Annotated in this window: 11 protein-coding genes and 2 pseudogenes; 1 reads left to right on the top strand and 12 read right to left on the bottom strand. The window is 29.6% G+C overall.

Translation table 11 applies throughout. The annotated features are described in order from the left end of the window. The 10 genes and pseudogenes from CBD51_007385 to CBD51_007340 form a co-directional block, all read right to left on the bottom strand. Positions 1-3,107, bottom strand: a 3,107-nt coding sequence (locus CBD51_007385) for a hypothetical protein (protein RPG57585.1), incomplete at its 3' end; no start/stop codon positions are given. Positions 3,108-3,312: 205 nt separating this feature from the next. Further along, positions 3,313-3,846, bottom strand: a complete 534-nt coding sequence (locus CBD51_007380; protein RPG57584.1) for a hypothetical protein — start codon at positions 3,844-3,846, stop codon at positions 3,313-3,315. Between the two features lie 3 nt (positions 3,847-3,849). Then, the gene (locus CBD51_007375) at positions 3,850-4,974 is read right to left on the bottom strand and encodes a hypothetical protein (protein RPG57583.1); all 1,125 of its coding nucleotides are present in this window, start codon (positions 4,972-4,974) and stop codon (positions 3,850-3,852) included. A 2-nt stretch (positions 4,975-4,976) separates the two neighbouring features. Then, positions 4,977-5,663: a hypothetical protein gene (locus CBD51_007370; protein ID RPG57582.1), complete on the bottom strand. Its 687-nt coding sequence runs from the start codon at positions 5,661-5,663 to the stop codon at positions 4,977-4,979. A 2-nt stretch (positions 5,664-5,665) separates the two neighbouring features. Next, the gene (locus CBD51_007365) at positions 5,666-6,826 is read right to left on the bottom strand and encodes a hypothetical protein (GenBank protein ID RPG57581.1); all 1,161 of its coding nucleotides are present in this window, start codon (positions 6,824-6,826) and stop codon (positions 5,666-5,668) included. Beyond that, entirely contained in the window at positions 6,816-7,457 is a 642-nt protein-coding gene (locus tag CBD51_007360; GenBank protein ID RPG57580.1) for a lamin tail domain-containing protein, read from the bottom strand. The genes CBD51_007365 and CBD51_007360 overlap by 11 nt, the downstream gene beginning before the upstream one ends. A gap of 308 nt (positions 7,458-7,765) precedes the next feature. After that, positions 7,766-8,875, bottom strand: a pseudogene (locus CBD51_007355) (hypothetical protein). Positions 8,876-9,080: 205 nt separating this feature from the next. After that, positions 9,081-9,746 (bottom strand): annotated as a pseudogene (locus CBD51_007350) (DNA-binding response regulator). A 14-nt stretch (positions 9,747-9,760) separates the two neighbouring features. Continuing rightward, entirely contained in the window at positions 9,761-12,628 is a 2,868-nt protein-coding gene (locus CBD51_007345) for a TonB-dependent receptor (GenBank protein RPG57579.1), read from the bottom strand. A gap of 222 nt (positions 12,629-12,850) precedes the next feature. After that, positions 12,851-14,173 carry a hypothetical protein gene (locus CBD51_007340; GenBank protein RPG57578.1) on the bottom strand — a complete coding sequence of 441 codons (1,323 nt, stop codon included), beginning with the start codon at positions 14,171-14,173 and terminating at the stop codon, positions 12,851-12,853. A 208-nt stretch (positions 14,174-14,381) separates the two neighbouring features. Between CBD51_007340 and CBD51_007335 the strand changes: the two genes are divergently transcribed. Beyond that, complete coding sequence (locus tag CBD51_007335; protein ID RPG57577.1) at positions 14,382-14,627, top strand: hypothetical protein; 246 nt, start codon at positions 14,382-14,384, stop codon at positions 14,625-14,627. A gap of 11 nt (positions 14,628-14,638) precedes the next feature. On the opposite strand, the gene CBD51_007330 is transcribed toward CBD51_007335, so the two are convergent. Both CBD51_007330 and CBD51_007325 read right to left on the bottom strand, forming a co-directional pair. Further along, entirely contained in the window at positions 14,639-15,037 is a 399-nt protein-coding gene (locus CBD51_007330; GenBank protein RPG57576.1) for a hypothetical protein, read from the bottom strand. A gap of 109 nt (positions 15,038-15,146) precedes the next feature. Beyond that, the gene (locus CBD51_007325) at positions 15,147-15,869 is read right to left on the bottom strand and encodes a DUF481 domain-containing protein (GenBank protein ID RPG57575.1); all 723 of its coding nucleotides are present in this window, start codon (positions 15,867-15,869) and stop codon (positions 15,147-15,149) included. Positions 15,870-16,013 lie beyond the last annotated feature (144 nt).

The raw sequence follows: 16,013 nt of genomic DNA, 5'->3' as shown, positions 1-16,013 counted from the left end.
CAACCTTCTACAAAAACAGTACATTCTGCATTTGCAGCACCTGGTGTAGGTTCCGCTGAACATGCAGTACCATCTGATGTAAAGTTTGTTGCTCCTAAATCACCATCTAATGTCTCCACCATTAAAATATTTCCTGTGCCATCTCCAAAATAAACAGTGTCACCACCGCCACCTATTCCAGAACCAAAACTTCCTTCTGCATCTTCATATCCTAACCAATATCCACCAGCAGGAATGACTACATCACCGAAAGTTAAGTCACCAAATGGTTGCTCATCATCTAACATAAATCCTAATAAAGAACAATCTTCAGTACCCGAATTATATATCTCTATATAATCCTCTGGATCTCCAGAACCATGTGCCTCAGTTACATATACTGTTCCTATTACACAAGGTAAAACAGATAAATCATATTCACATAAACCATTATCAATAATTGCATCGATATTATAATTTAAGGCTGTTGAATCAGTACAACCCTCAAGATATTCAATACATAGAGTGTTTTCAAGTCCTGGTGTAGGATCTGCTGAACATCCAGTACCATCAGAAGTAAAGTTTGTTGAACCTAAATCACCATCTAATGTATATACTACCAATACATTTCCTTCTGCATCGCTTAAATAAATACTATCACCACTTCCACCAATACCAGAAGAAAAACTGCCGGATGCATCCTCATAACCAATCCAGTAACCACCTGCAGAAATAACAATATTACCAAAAGTTAGGTCTGATAATGATGGGCTATCATCAATCATAAAACCTAATAGAGAGCAGTCCTCAGAACCTGAATTATATAACTCTATATAATCAGCAGGATCACCAGAGCCGTGTGCTTCACTAACATAAACTGTACCAAGTACACAAGGTGGGACATCTACAGAGTAGGTACAACTGCCATCACTAAATGTTGCACTTTCATCAAAATTTTCAGCATTTGAATCAGTACAACCTAATATTGCACAATCATCATTTGCATAGCCAGGAGTTGGAGATGTTAAACATGATACACCATATTCATCATAACTATGAGACAAACCACTGGATGGACCAACAACTACAGATAGGGTATTGTTACCATCAGACAAATATACATAATCTCCATCAGCACTAAGTCCGGAAGTGAAACTTCCCTCTCCATCCTGATAACCAATCCAATATCCACCTGCACTAATTATTACACTTCCAAATGTCAAATCAGACATTGTTTCACTATCATCAATCATGATACCTTCTAACGAGCAATCTTCTGTTCCAGAATTATAAAGCTCAATATAATCTTCTGGATCACCTGAACCATGTGCTTCACTTACATACACTGTACCTATGACACATGGACTTAAGTATAAACAACTTCCATCATCGGCTGTCGCCAGTTCTTGATAATTAGAAGCAGTTGGGTCAGTACAACCAATGACAAGTTCAATATCACAAACAGAATTATAGAAGCCCAGATCAGTCCAAGTATTTTGATCAAAAACAATCCATTCTGAATCATCCTCATTTGTTCCTGCAGACAAATTCCAATCGGTGTTTCCTGATGCGATACCACATTTTCTTACTAGAGTATGATCTTTAGTTGCTGCAACCTCACCAGCTACCATCCAGCCTGATCCAGGATCTCCTAGCCAATCTCCTAGCCAATCAATAACTTCATAATTATTTTGCACTCCCCAAACAAGAGCAAACCCATCATCACCGTTACTTAAATAATTAAATGTCATATCAGCTTCTGCAAGTATTGCTTCGTCTGCTGATGGATGAGCAATAACATAAACATTTCCAGCTGGAATAATCGATCCCTCAGGAAAAGAGTTCCAATATTCAAATTCCCCCAAAGTACTAGGTGCATTTGCAACACTAGGGAAAGCATAATCACTTAAATCTACATCAACTTGAGTAGGATTATAAATTTCTAAATACTTATTATTAGAAGAACCTTCAGCATACTCTGAAAAAAATAAAGGCATTGAACTACAACTTGAATTTCCACCATCACAAACACCGCACAAATCAATAAAAGCAGTACCACCACATTCACCATTACAATCAAGTTCAGCGATACAATTATTATCACAATCAAAATTATCTAATGCATAAATACAACTTTCAGAATCTTCAATTGTAACAGAAGAGTTGTAATTACAAGCAGTTGTATCTAAACATCCTAATATTTCACAGTTAGAATTAGAAGATCCTGGTGATGGATTTGTTAAACAAGAAATCCCATCAATAGAAAAACTATGTGACAAACCAAATTGAGATATTCCTAAACTAACAATTAATGAAGAAGTTCCATCAGAAAAGACAACAATATCACCATCTGCACTAAGACCTGATCCAAAACTACCTTCTTGATCCTCGAAACCTAACCAATATCCTCCAGCAGAAATCACTACATCTCCAAACGTAAAATCTGTTAATGCTTCATTATCATCTAACATAAAACCAGATAAAGAACAATCTTCAGCGCCTGAATTATATAACTCAATAAAATCACCGTCTGTGTATGACCCACTAGCCTCGGAAACATAAACAGTTCCTAACACACATGGATTTGCATCAACATATTCACAACTTCCGTCATTAAAAGTAGCTAAATCTGAATAATTCAATGCAAATGAATCTGTGCAACCATAAACTGCACAATCATTATTTTGAGAACCTGGACTAGGTATTGTAATACATGAAATACCATCAGATGTAAAACTATGAGAACCACCGCTTGATTCACCTAAAATAACAACTAATGGTTCTGAAAATCCATCTGAAAAGAAAATCCAATCACCACCACTACCTATTCCAGATGTAAAACTACCTTCAGCATCTTGATAACCAACCCAGTAACCTCCAGATTCAATAATTATATCACCAAAAGTTAAATCAGATAATGATTCATTATCATCTAACTTAAATCCAGCTAAAGAACAATCCTCAGCACCTGAATTATATATTTCAATATAATCTTCTGGATCTCCTGCACCATGTGCTTCACTTACATAAACCTGACCTAAAATACATGGTGGTATGTCTTGAGCATTAATATTAAAGCAGAATAGTGATAAGACTAATATCAATAAAATAGATAGTGATTTTTTCATTTTTATAGTATTTAAAATTATTAATTTGATTTGTTTTTAATTTGTGAAAATTGCTTAAAAAAATTTCCTTATTATCACCTACAATATTAGATTGATAATGTAAATGGAATGATTAGATAAGTTTAATTTTATGTAAAATAATAATACTCAACATTATTTAAATGTTAATAAACACTGCAGTATGTTAACTTTCTATTAATTTTAATTAATGTAAATAATCTAGTGTCTCTAGAGTAGTTAGATAATCATTAACAATAGAACCTTTTTTATAATTACTAAACCAAATTTTAACAATATCTGTTACACCATTATATTTATTATTTAATTCTTTTAATGAGTTAACCGAATAAAGTCTTGAAGACTTGTGAATTAAGATCAACTTAGGATCAGACTCTCCGTTGTCATATGTATCTAATAAGCTTATTACCTTAGCTTCAACAACACTTCCTTTTTCCAATTTTGATCCAATCACAACTGCATCTAATAGATCGCCGTCTTCCGAAGTAAATTTATTTAGCACAAAACCATAATTAAATGGGTAATTAAGATATTCAATATGCCTTGGTAATCCATTTAAGGAGTCTTGCAAAATTTGATTATAATATTTATTAAATTCCCATTTCTCAGAAGATCCCATTGGTATCTCAATAAGAACATTAGTAAATTGAGGTTTATCATTTTCCTGACAAGTAATTAAATTGGATAATAAAAGAAAAAATGAAATTATTAAAAAGTTCACTATTTATCCAATTAAATATTGTAAACCAACTCTAATCTCATATTTTGCAGGATCTCCCGCACTTGTACCTCCGTTGATTTCTTTTCGAAATTGAATTTTTAATACATTTAGATGAGAATTAATTCTATAATTATAACCAATTGATAAAGTTTCAGTTATATCACCTACACTACCATTTTGAGAATCAACATTATAAAAATTAACATCTGTGTTATCGTATCTTAAAGCAAATACAGAATTATATTTTTTTAAAAAATAATTTCCTTCTAAAATAACTCCACTTGTACTCCATTTTTCCTGACTTAAATTCATTGTTTGATCCCAATGATAATCAATTAAATGAAATTCTGAAAGAAAACTAAATCCACGGTACATTAAAGCAAAATCAGCTTGATAAAACCGTTTGATACCATTAATTTTTGTAAAAATCTCGTCTTCTCCCTCCATATAGTCGTTACTACCTTTCTGAGAATGACGATAGCTTGTCCCAAATGAAAAAACAGGAATTGGTGAAGTAGAAACATCAATTGCTCGATACTTCATTTTGCAAGGATATGATAACTCTAGTCTACCTATATACTCAACTCCTCCCTTTATGTCATTTTCAGAAACCAACGAAGGCTCTCCATTTACTACAGATCCAAAAAGTTGAATTTTATCATTCAAAAAACCTTTAGAAAGATGCAAACCTACATCTCTTCTAGTTTGACCTTTATCAATAATTTGTGCTCTTTTTAGCCATGGAGAATATATAATTGCAATTCTGCTATGTCTTGAGAAGTTTAACTTATGTAAACCTATAGTAGTTTCTATAAATTTGTTGTAAGTCACATATGCATCAAGTATAGGTATTTCTCCATTAACAGACTTTGCAAAGTCAAAATGAATTTCATAATCCATGTCTCTTTTGTTTGAACTCCCCTCAATCTTTAACCTTACGTCTTTTAATTTAAATAAGTTTTTATTAATCTTATCAGAAGTCAATTCATCGTCAGATGGATACCATCTGTATTTGTAGTAAGTTGTTATATTTCCTCTTATCTCAATATTATCATAACCTTTATTAAATGAATATTGAGAAAAAGAAAAAAAAGGCAATAAGAATAGAATAAATAATAATCTCAGCATAATTAATTTATATTAGGAACATCATAGACAAATAACTTAGATAATTTATCACTAGTTATAAATAAGAGGTTATTTACAAAACAGATACCTTCCGCACCAATTATATTAAGTTTAATTTTTTTTTCAACTCTATAACTATTTGGATCCATTATATAGATACAGTGATCTTCTTCGGATAAAAGCCAATACATACCACCATAAAATGTAATATCTGAAAGTTCATTAATATCTAAGTACTTATTTTTTAAAACTTGAAAATCCTCATTTAATTCAATTAACATACAAGGATTAGTTTCTGTTACCACAATAAACCTTTTCAAATCTGGATTGTAGACTATACCTTCAAACCCCCTGTTCAAACGACCATTGTATGAAATTTCATAGGTATTTAAATGTTCAAATTTTGAATTTAACTTTTCTACTTTTCTTGATCTTTCTTCCAATACATATATATATTCATCTGACATATAAATACCTTCAAAATCTTCTCCACTAAAATTCATTTCTTTCGATTTATTAGTAGTTACATCAAATGTGAAAACTTTACCATTGTCTGATGCAATAACACAGTCATTATCAATACATGATATTGCAGATGGCTCTCCTGTATTCAAATTAATAACCTTTATAGGTCTGATTAAATCTGAGGATGAAAATAGGATAATGTTGAATATTAATAATTTTATCATAATTAATTTTTAGTCCACCCCTGCATCCAACCTTGACCATAATCTGCATTACAACCATTTGCTGAAGTATTTAATGAATTTGAAATAATTGATTCAATATTGGGGTTATCTACTATTAATAAAGTCTCTGTATTTATAATATTTAAATTTGAAATTATACTTTCTCCAATTTCAAAAAACTGATTTGAAAGTAAACCTTCAATTTCAACCCCTTCACTAAAAGAATCAATGTAAATATTATCTAAACTAATTTTTGCACCCCTTCTAACTTTAATTGCAGTTTGATCACCGTCTGCAATTAATGTTACATTAGATAATATAGGAAAGGCTACTGGAGTTAAAGCTTCATCAAATTCACTGTTATCAACTTCAATACCATCTTTATAATCACCTTCTTGCTGTATATACCAAAAAGAACCAGTCCCAGTCCATCCACCATTATCAATATCAACAGCATCACCATTATTATTGTTAACAACCAAATGATTAACTACAACATTTCCTCCGTTAATTTCAATACCATCACTAAGGTTATCATTGACTTGAATAAAATTAACTTCTGTACCAGATCCTACTGCATTTAACATTAAACCCTCTGTCTCAATTCCATCAACTGGCTCACCAGAATATTCAACTCTAATATATCGAAGAATACCTGAATTATCATATGGATTATCTCCGCCAAAAATACCTGTCGTACCATTCCCCTCAATTGGACCAGTTACAGTATTTGTAATTGCACTTCCGTTAATTATCAATCCACCCCATGAACCTTCAACTTGAGAAAAACTAGTAAATATTATTGGGTTTTCTTGAGAGCCCTCTGCAAAAATTTTACCACCTTGTAAAATAGATAAAAATGTTGGTTCAGAGTTATCAATTGCACTGATGGTTACGCCTTGACCAATATATAATTCAACACCGTTGTCAACAAAAGTATTTCCACTTAACTTCCAACATTCACCGTTAGATAAAGAAAAATTTTCATTTATATGACCACTTAAAACATTACATCCATCTCCGTCAATAGTTAAAAAACTATATTCAGTTTCTTCGGGAGGATTTTCTTCAATTTCTTCTTGTAAACATGATGTAAGCAAAAAGCAGGATAATAGAATAAAAAAGATGTGTATATGTTTAGAATAAATGAATTTATTGTACATAAATAATTTTTTTTACAGATTTGTCATTATAAATTTCAAATAAGACAGAATTAGTCTTTTTTTGAATAACCTCATTGCCAAATATATTTACAACTTTAATAAGTTGTTTATCATTATTTTGTTCACTTAAGTTAAATATAAGATCATTACTTGATGCAAAAGAAAAGTCTTGAACAACAAAATCACCAATACCATTAGGCACTCTTGCATACCCAACATCAGAACTAATCATACTCCATGTTACTTCTGACAAGACATTTAACTGACTATCTGAAAGATATAATGTTTCACCAAAACTTGATAATTTAAAGTCAGCATGCATTTCACCTTGTAGTGTGTTTTGATCATCAGCCCAAATTATCAGATATGAGTTTGGATTTAAAAATATGTTAGGAAAAGTATATTTTGACAAATCTGATAAATCATCTGAAAGATGAAGTCCGTTTAGATTAATAGGCTCATTCCCTTTATTATATAACTCTATCCAATCATCATATTCACCAAAGTCATCAACTAATGCACTATCATTAGAAACCATAAGTTCATTTATTACCAAATCACTAAAGGATTGACTAATAGCTAAAGAACTTGAAAGAAAAAAAATGTAAAAAAACGAGTTAAAATAGATCATATTAAAAATTTTATACAATAATAAAATCTCGTTCTTAACTAAATGTATATTTAATATTAATTTAAAGAAAATAATTTAATTGTAGCAGTAAATAAACCCCACCCTATTTAACTGATTACAGCAGTTTTACAAAACAAATTTTGCGACGTTTATCAACTCGTTATATCTAAATATAAAAATTAATATTTTAACAGATGAAATTTATTTTAGAGTATAAATTTCTAAAACCCTAATCTACTAAAAAATTTAACAATTCCCGAAACAAATTGATCTGGAATATCTTGAAGCATAGCAGTAAAACTTAATTGATCATTAACTCCTATCGCAATAACAATTGATATCAATAATCCAATCATGGCAAAAGAAAAATCTTTAAATATTAATTTAAATGATTTGAATATACTATTCTCACCACTTCTTCTAATTGCCATACCCAATTCCCTTCCACCTAGAAGTCCAATAAAGACCCAAGTAGTGCTCATAGGCACTTGACTATGCAGCTTGAAATAGAATAATAAAATACAGTAAATAAAATCAATAACAGTAGCAAATCGCACATCAGTTACAACTGATTTCTCTGTTACTATCTTTTGTATTCTTCCACCTTTATAATACAACAGAAGACCTAAACCAAAAAAGATGATACTAACAAAACCTAAAAAAGTAAAAAAGTTCATACTTCGAGGAAGATAAACTGCAATATTAGCAGCATCTTGCATTAACCACACCGACCATAAAGTTCCACTAGTAATCCATTGTGCTATAGTCCAACCGAAATTTGCTTTACCAGTAAAGTATTTTTTAGCTAATTGAGCTATTGTAATAAAAACAATAAAACCAATAAAAAATGCTAAGATATAGCCAGACATACTCTTAGCAAGAACTTTTCCTACAGCAGCTGGAGTTGCAGCAAAAGATGTCAATAAAATGAACGTTGTAGAAACAGGCATTCTTAGTCTAGTTAATATAAGCAAGAATACTGGTGCCGCAACTTGTAAAAAATGAAAGGAAGTTGGAGCTTTATCAAATCCTTTAGCAGATAACCGACCATTACTAACATCACGATCTACAATACCATCTCCAACAGCCTCACCTGTTTCATTGATAGCACCAACCACATCAACAGTCATCCAGCTATAAGTAATCGTAGAAACAAAAATACCGCCCAAAAACAACCATAAAACCCACCACTTTTTATCTTGATTAGAAGCTATAAAAGTTCCAATAGTTTGAATACTATCATTAGCAACTGCAGCATAAGCAGCAAATAAAAAACCAACCCACATAGCAAGCTGAGGATAAGGTGCAGCAAACATAGCTAGCAAGAAACAACAAACAATAAAAGATAAAAATGATCTTTCGGACTTCTGAACATATAACTCAACTGGATAGCTGAATCTAGATAAAAATTTTTTCACAACACACTAAATATGTAAGAAATGTAAATATATGAAAGATGTCCTATATAAATGTCGAACAAAAGGCAAAAATCATAATAAAAATATACAAGAATGTGCTGATTTCAATTTTATTAACTTCCATAATTATTTATTTATATACTAAACTAGCATAGTAATCTTATTNTAAAGTGAACATTNTGTTAATTTAATGTTAATTTTAGNNCTATTTNTTAGNGAATAAATATCCAACTCCTTTTATAGTTTTAATNTTATNNTTTCCTATTTTTTNTCTGATTTTTCTAATTTGGACGTCTAAATTTCTTCCACTTACANAAGTATCCGACCAAATAGATTGCATAATCTTTTCTCTTTTAAAAACATTANCAGGCTTTGACATTAAAAGTTCTAATAAANTAAATTGTTTTTTAGTCAATGAATAAGTCTCCCCGTCNGAANTAACNGTATAATCNTTATCANTTAAAATCACACCATTAAAAGAACTAACGNTATNATTATGAATACTTCTTTTNAGAAGTATCTCGATTTTTTTAATTATTAATTTAATTTTTATTGGTTTTTCAATAAAATCATCTGCACCAGCATCATAACATGCAACTTGAGTAAACTCTTCATTCCTAGCAGATANAAAAAGTATAATTANATCATTTAAAGTTGNGTCTTNTCTAATTTTTTCACATGTTTCAACACCATTCAATCTAGGCATCATGACATCTAAAATAATAAGTGAAGGTTTAAAANTTTTAAGTTTTNTTAACGCACTTATTCCATCTTGTGCTGTTTCAACAATATAATTNTTGGCCTCAAGATTGTATTTAAGAAACTCTAAAATATCTTTTTCATCATCTACNACTAGTAATTTANNANCCATATTTAAATTTTAATTTATAATACATACTTTAATTTTATTCCNATGCTTCTACCAATTGNATAAGAATTATATATTTGATCTTTTATACCAAAGGATTGAGCAACTAACTCACGCTTCTGATTTAATATATTTTTACANATTAATGATATGTTTAAGTTATCATATATAATGTTTTTTAAAGAAACACTAATATTCAAACTATGAAANGGATTAGTGTAAATATTAGGTCTTCTGTTAATACCAACAATAGATAATTTTTGACCCTCAACGTTATATGTAAGACTACTCTCTATATTATTATTTAAATAAGANATACCACAATTAAATATATAAGGTGCTTGACCTTGCATAGATCTGCTAGAAGAAAATTCTTCACCTTCTCTTAAACTATTGAGAATAGACTGATACTCATCTCCAACAATATCTACTTTAGAATAGATTACAGAACTGTTTGAATTAATAAATAAATTATCTAGAATAAAATCTATAGATTTTCTGATTTCAAGTTCAAANCCACAAACTAAACNAGAAGGTGTATTAATTGGNTGAATATTATCATCATCNGATGAATATCTGGTAATTTCAATTGGATTAATCATATACTTATAAAATCCACTAACACCAATCATTTGATTGTTTTCATAAAATCGATCAAACCTTAAGTCAAAATTATGAATATCAGTAACTTCAAGGTCAAGATTACCATTAAAAGTTATTCCAGATAAAACATCTAAAATCTGAGCACCTGATTTTTCTTTAAATGAAGGTCTAGCAGTAGTAAAAGAATATGATGAACGTAAATTTGTTTTTTCATCAAGATTATATATAAAAGTAATAGAAGGAAAAAAACCTAAATCAGATAACANCTTTTCATTATCATATACACCGAGACCTGTATTAAGATTTGCGTTTTGACTCTGACCAGTGTAATACTGATTATATCTTTCTATTCTTAAGCCAAGAATGGACTGAAAAAGCTCATTAAATTGTACTTTTTGAGACATATAGGCTGCCANATTTGTTTGCAAACCACTGTAAGTATTACTNGGTTGATATTCACCCTTGATATAAAATCCTGAGGAACCATCATGAATAAAATCAGTTAATAATTCATTAGGATCACCGGTGAAACCCGAAGCCATCCCTAANCCCTCAGGAGTCAATAAATACCTTAAAATTTGATACTCTCTCTGCTTATATGAAAATAAAACACCTGAGAGCAACTCTCCACTTAAACCTAAAAAATCGTTTTTTAAAGATACATCTAATTTAGAAACAAGATTATATTCATCAAGATCTCTCCACATTCTTGANGGCACTCCAGCATTACTAGCATCAATTAAATAATTAGAATCATCCGATTGTATCTCATNTAAAGGAATAATATNATCTAAATCAATCATCTCATAAGCTGTCTCTCTTACATCTTTATCNTTGATTCTTGAATAAGTAGGTGACATTGACCATTTTATCTTTAATCTATCACTTTTGTTATGAANACCATTTATNAAAATATTAAATACAGATTTTTCAGAATAGTCAATGTTTTCCTTTTTTAGATAATTTGCATTACTTTCTATATTTCTTTGATAAAAAAAACCAGCATTATGAGTAGTATTACGAAGAGCTAAAATATTTAGTTTGTANATATTAGAATTTGAATGATAAGTTAATCCACTAAGAGAACTTANNAAAATATTTCTTTTACCAACGTTACCATATTGCTCACGTGTAAGATCTAATTCATATATAGAAGAGTCNGGATTTTCTTCCAGTGAGCTTTGTCTANAATTTTNATAANAACTAACATTATTTTTATAATTAAATGCAGTATAATAACCAATTTTATTTGTGTTTAATTTTTTATTATCNCCAATTAAAAAACTCAATGCTAAATTTGGCATAGGTGTTGTTTTTTTTACACCCATTTCTGTACTAAAAGCTCTTGTCACATCCATTAAACCTTCAAAACTGTCTGGGTCAATTAAATTTAAGGTTGATGGAGAATAATTAAAGTTTTCAGAAGCAAACGGNTCATCTAAAGGGATCGATCTTAAACCATCATCAAAACCAAGAAAATCAAGACCACCAGATGGAATAGATAAAAAATCTTTATTCAAAGTAGCACTATTAAAGCTAGATGAAATTGAAAATTGAAATATTTTTTTTTCAGGAATTGATTTCAAAGAAACATCAACAAGACCGCCTGAAAAATCTGCTGGAAGATTTGAAGTAAAAGTTTTATATACGACGATATTATCTATAACAGAAGTTGGAAATATATCTAATTGAACTGTGTTCCTATCAGGATCTAAAGCAGGTATATCTAATCCATTTAATATAGTTTTAATATAACGATCCCCTAAACCTCTCACAAAGACATACTTACCATCTTGAATAGAAACTCCAGATACTCGCTTAATAGCACTAGCAACATTACTATCACCACTTCTAGTAATTGACTGAGTAGAAATTGCATCAATACTATTGATTGATTTTGTTTTCAATGAAATTAAAGCAGTTTCTGTTTTTAAAACCTTGTTTGAAACAACTTTAATATCAGATAACATCAGACTAGACTCGGATAAAAACAAATCACCTAAAGGTATATTCTTATTAATATTTATAGATTCTATTTTTAGATTATCATAACCCATAAAAGAAATTTCAACATCATAAACACCTTCATTTAATTCTATAACAAAAAACCCATCTATATCAGTAGAAACACCTGTAACAATAGATTCATTTTCATATATAACAACATTAGCAGAGATAATTGAAACTTTAGATTGTGAATCTAATATAGTTCCAGAAATAGAAAATTGTGAAAGCAAAATTTGAAAAGGGAAGAGAATTAGAAAATAAAATAATCTGAACATAATAATAAATTATAGAAGTAATATTAAATAATTAATATCAAGAATATTTAAATTTTAATAAATATTTATCAACAAAAAACCATACCATATTAAATTAGTAGGGCTTTTTGAATGTGTAATTATGTGTTAATAAAGAAGAACATTATAACTTTAAATAAGTTTCGTTAGTTAGCGTTTACCACTAAACACAAGGATATGTAATGTTCTTCTTTATATGAAAAATTAATTATTGTAACAAGTCCAACCTGTAAATTGTGATGAGTCAAAACCTACACTTTGTCCATTTACAACAGCTGCATTAAAATCAAATGTACTTGCAATATCATTTTCACTTTTGTCAAGACAAATATCTTCAACAGTCGTATTACAACTATCAGCTAAATGAGCAACATTAAACTGAAGATTTGAAAAACTCAACATACCATTCATTGCATTTGTAGCAACACCATCATTATCTAACTCAAAATCGGAATCACATGAAAAGCTTTCAAAGTATAATCCTGAAAGATTACCCATTGCATTTGACCTAAAGTCTGCATACTCACCTCCATCTGGATTATAGCCAATAAAATGGCCACTATTCATATTAAATCCAGCTTCCATTGTTCCTTCTGGGCCGTCAATTTCTAATGCATGATCAGATTCAGCATCTGCAATAGACATAATGTTTGAAATTGTACCAGAATAAGCTTGATCCACATCAAATGCATCATCACCTTGAGCCCAAACAAGCAAATCACTAGCATCAACAGATCCACCAAACCATTCAATACCATCATCTACATTACCCACAACTTCTACATGGTGAATTGTAGTTCCAGAACCTACACCTCCTAAAGTAAGACCATTGATTTCATTACCTTCTCCAAGTAGAGTTCCACCATGTCTTATCTGACAATATGCAAAAACACCTGAGTTATCAGAGTTGTCAGATCCACCATAAAGACCGTTAGGATCAGAAGCAGGAATACCTTCTATCTGAACTTCAAAATTATCAGCAGAAATTTCAGCATTTCCTAATATAATCACACCACCCCATTGTCCTTTTATAGACTCATTAGTATTAGCAAATCCAGGATAAGAACTATGGTCTCTTGTGATTGCATCTGCAGTGGATGTAAAAATAATCGGTTCGGAAGCAGTACCTTCAGCCATAATCATACCACCTCTTGCTACAATTAAAGCACAAGCATTAGCTTCTTGACCAGGATATGCTTTAACGACAGTTCCAGCTTCAATAGTTAAAGTCACTCCAGAAGGAACCACAACACGACCTGTTAAAGTATATGTGTAATCTTTAGTCCATGTTACATTTGAACTAATTTCTCCGTTAGGATAAATTGTTTGTACTGCATCAGGTGCATACACACAAGACCCATCGTCTTCAGTAGCGTCAGCATCGTAATTTAAAGCATTTGGATCCGTACATCCTTGAACTGTATTATTGTGATCATGATCATCATGATCGTCATCTTTGTCGCACGAAACAAAAAATAAAGTAATACATGCAGCAAATAAAAAAAAGATAGAAGATTGATTTTTCATAGTAATAGTATTTTTTATATTATTTTAATTATTTTTTAATTATTATTGTAATCACTAACTATTTAATTACGTTACAAAAGGAACCTTTATTTATTAACTTCAAATCAATTTCATGTTAATTTTATATTAATTTTTAAAAATGAAGAATACTATTTTATTTATGCTACTGTTTCTATTTAGCTGCAGCACTATGTCACCCTTAAAAAACGTGGACATTACAGGTTTATCTTATGATGGAAAATCCGTTTTCTTAAATAATGAAATTATAGCAACTTTAGGTGCAATTGAATTAGCATATGATGGTGGTGAATTGGTAAGAGAAGCTACATTTATTCTTTCAAGTGCAAAATATAATGAATATGCAATCAAAATTATAAAATGCGTACAAGAGAATACTAAATTGAAAAGTAATAATATAAAATTTGAAGTGGAAGTTGAATTAAAAAACAAATAAAGTGGCTCAGTTCAATTAAAATTATAATCAACGTTGTCTACAATAGAAAAATCATCATCTGAATAAGAAGAATCCATCACTAACTTTTTACATGAAGGAAGTTTTTTCGTTACTCTAAAGTCATACCTTAGAAAAATCGACAAATTCTCATCATTGGAGTATGTTTCTATGATATGATTAGGATATTTTTTTCTAATATACCTAAAACTTTCGTTAAATAATGCTTTATAAAATTCTTGATTGCTGTATTCTTTTTGTAATTCTATATCTTGAAATAAAATTGTTTTTTCATCTACAATATTAAATCCGCATTTACCAATGATTTTTTGAGATCTAGAAATAGCAACAAAATAAACTAATGATTTATTAATTTCCAGATTTTCTATTTTATAATCACACATAATATTCATTTAAACAATTTTATATATTATTTGTTAATTGTAAAATGAATTAAAATTAATTATATGTTAATTTAGAATAAGAGAGTTGATTATCATCAGACAGAAAGATAAAACCAAACTAGAATTCATATTTTAAACTATTTTTAAATTGATATGTAGTATTTGGAATCTCGAATGCAGGAGACGAATCATGACTTAAACTTAAAGAATTATTAAAGGATAACTTTTCAGATAACGGTATTATCAAGGTGGCCTCTAATGCAAGTCTAAAATCAAAAAAATCTTCCAATTTGGGTTGAAAATATAACACATTTGAAAATGTCAATTTTTCAAAAATTTCAAATACCAATCTATTATAGAAGTTTAATCTAAAGTCATAATTAATAACATCACCCACCAACTCTTCATGTTCATAAAAAGTAGAGAATCCAACAATTCCCAATTTTGAAAATACTTTACTTAAACCTAAACCCGCTAATTTTCTATTTTCAATATTATGCACTAAATCATGTTGATTTTGAATAAAAGATTCAATAGCAAAATTATCATTAATATGATAAATTACTCTTAAATGTTGAAACCCATCATTAGCAAAATCCTCATCACCAGCACGATTCAAATCTATTTCATTAATAAATAAAATAGTCAAGAAATCAATATTCCATCTTAAATAAGAAGAATTAATAAATTCCCAATCAGTCTCTGTTGATTTATTATAATCAAACTCAATTTCTGTTGCACCACTTAATACATTTTTATTAGATTCTTCTTTAGTTTCAATATTTATTATTTGTGAAAATATAAAAGAAGGAAATAATAATATTATTAACAGTTTATTCATATTTAAAATAAATATATTGAATTATTAAATAATAATTAAGAAAAGTTTAGAGTAGCAGTAAAGAAACCCTAACCTATTTAACAGATTTGATCAACTTCTAAAAGTAGCTTTTTCACCACTTTCTTCACCGCTAATCAACTTGTT

The sequence above is a fragment of the Flavobacteriales bacterium TMED191 genome (assembly GCA_002171975.2).
Classification (GTDB): Bacteria; Bacteroidota; Bacteroidia; order Flavobacteriales; family TMED113.
This window is presented reverse-complemented; position numbering and strand designations above follow the sequence as displayed.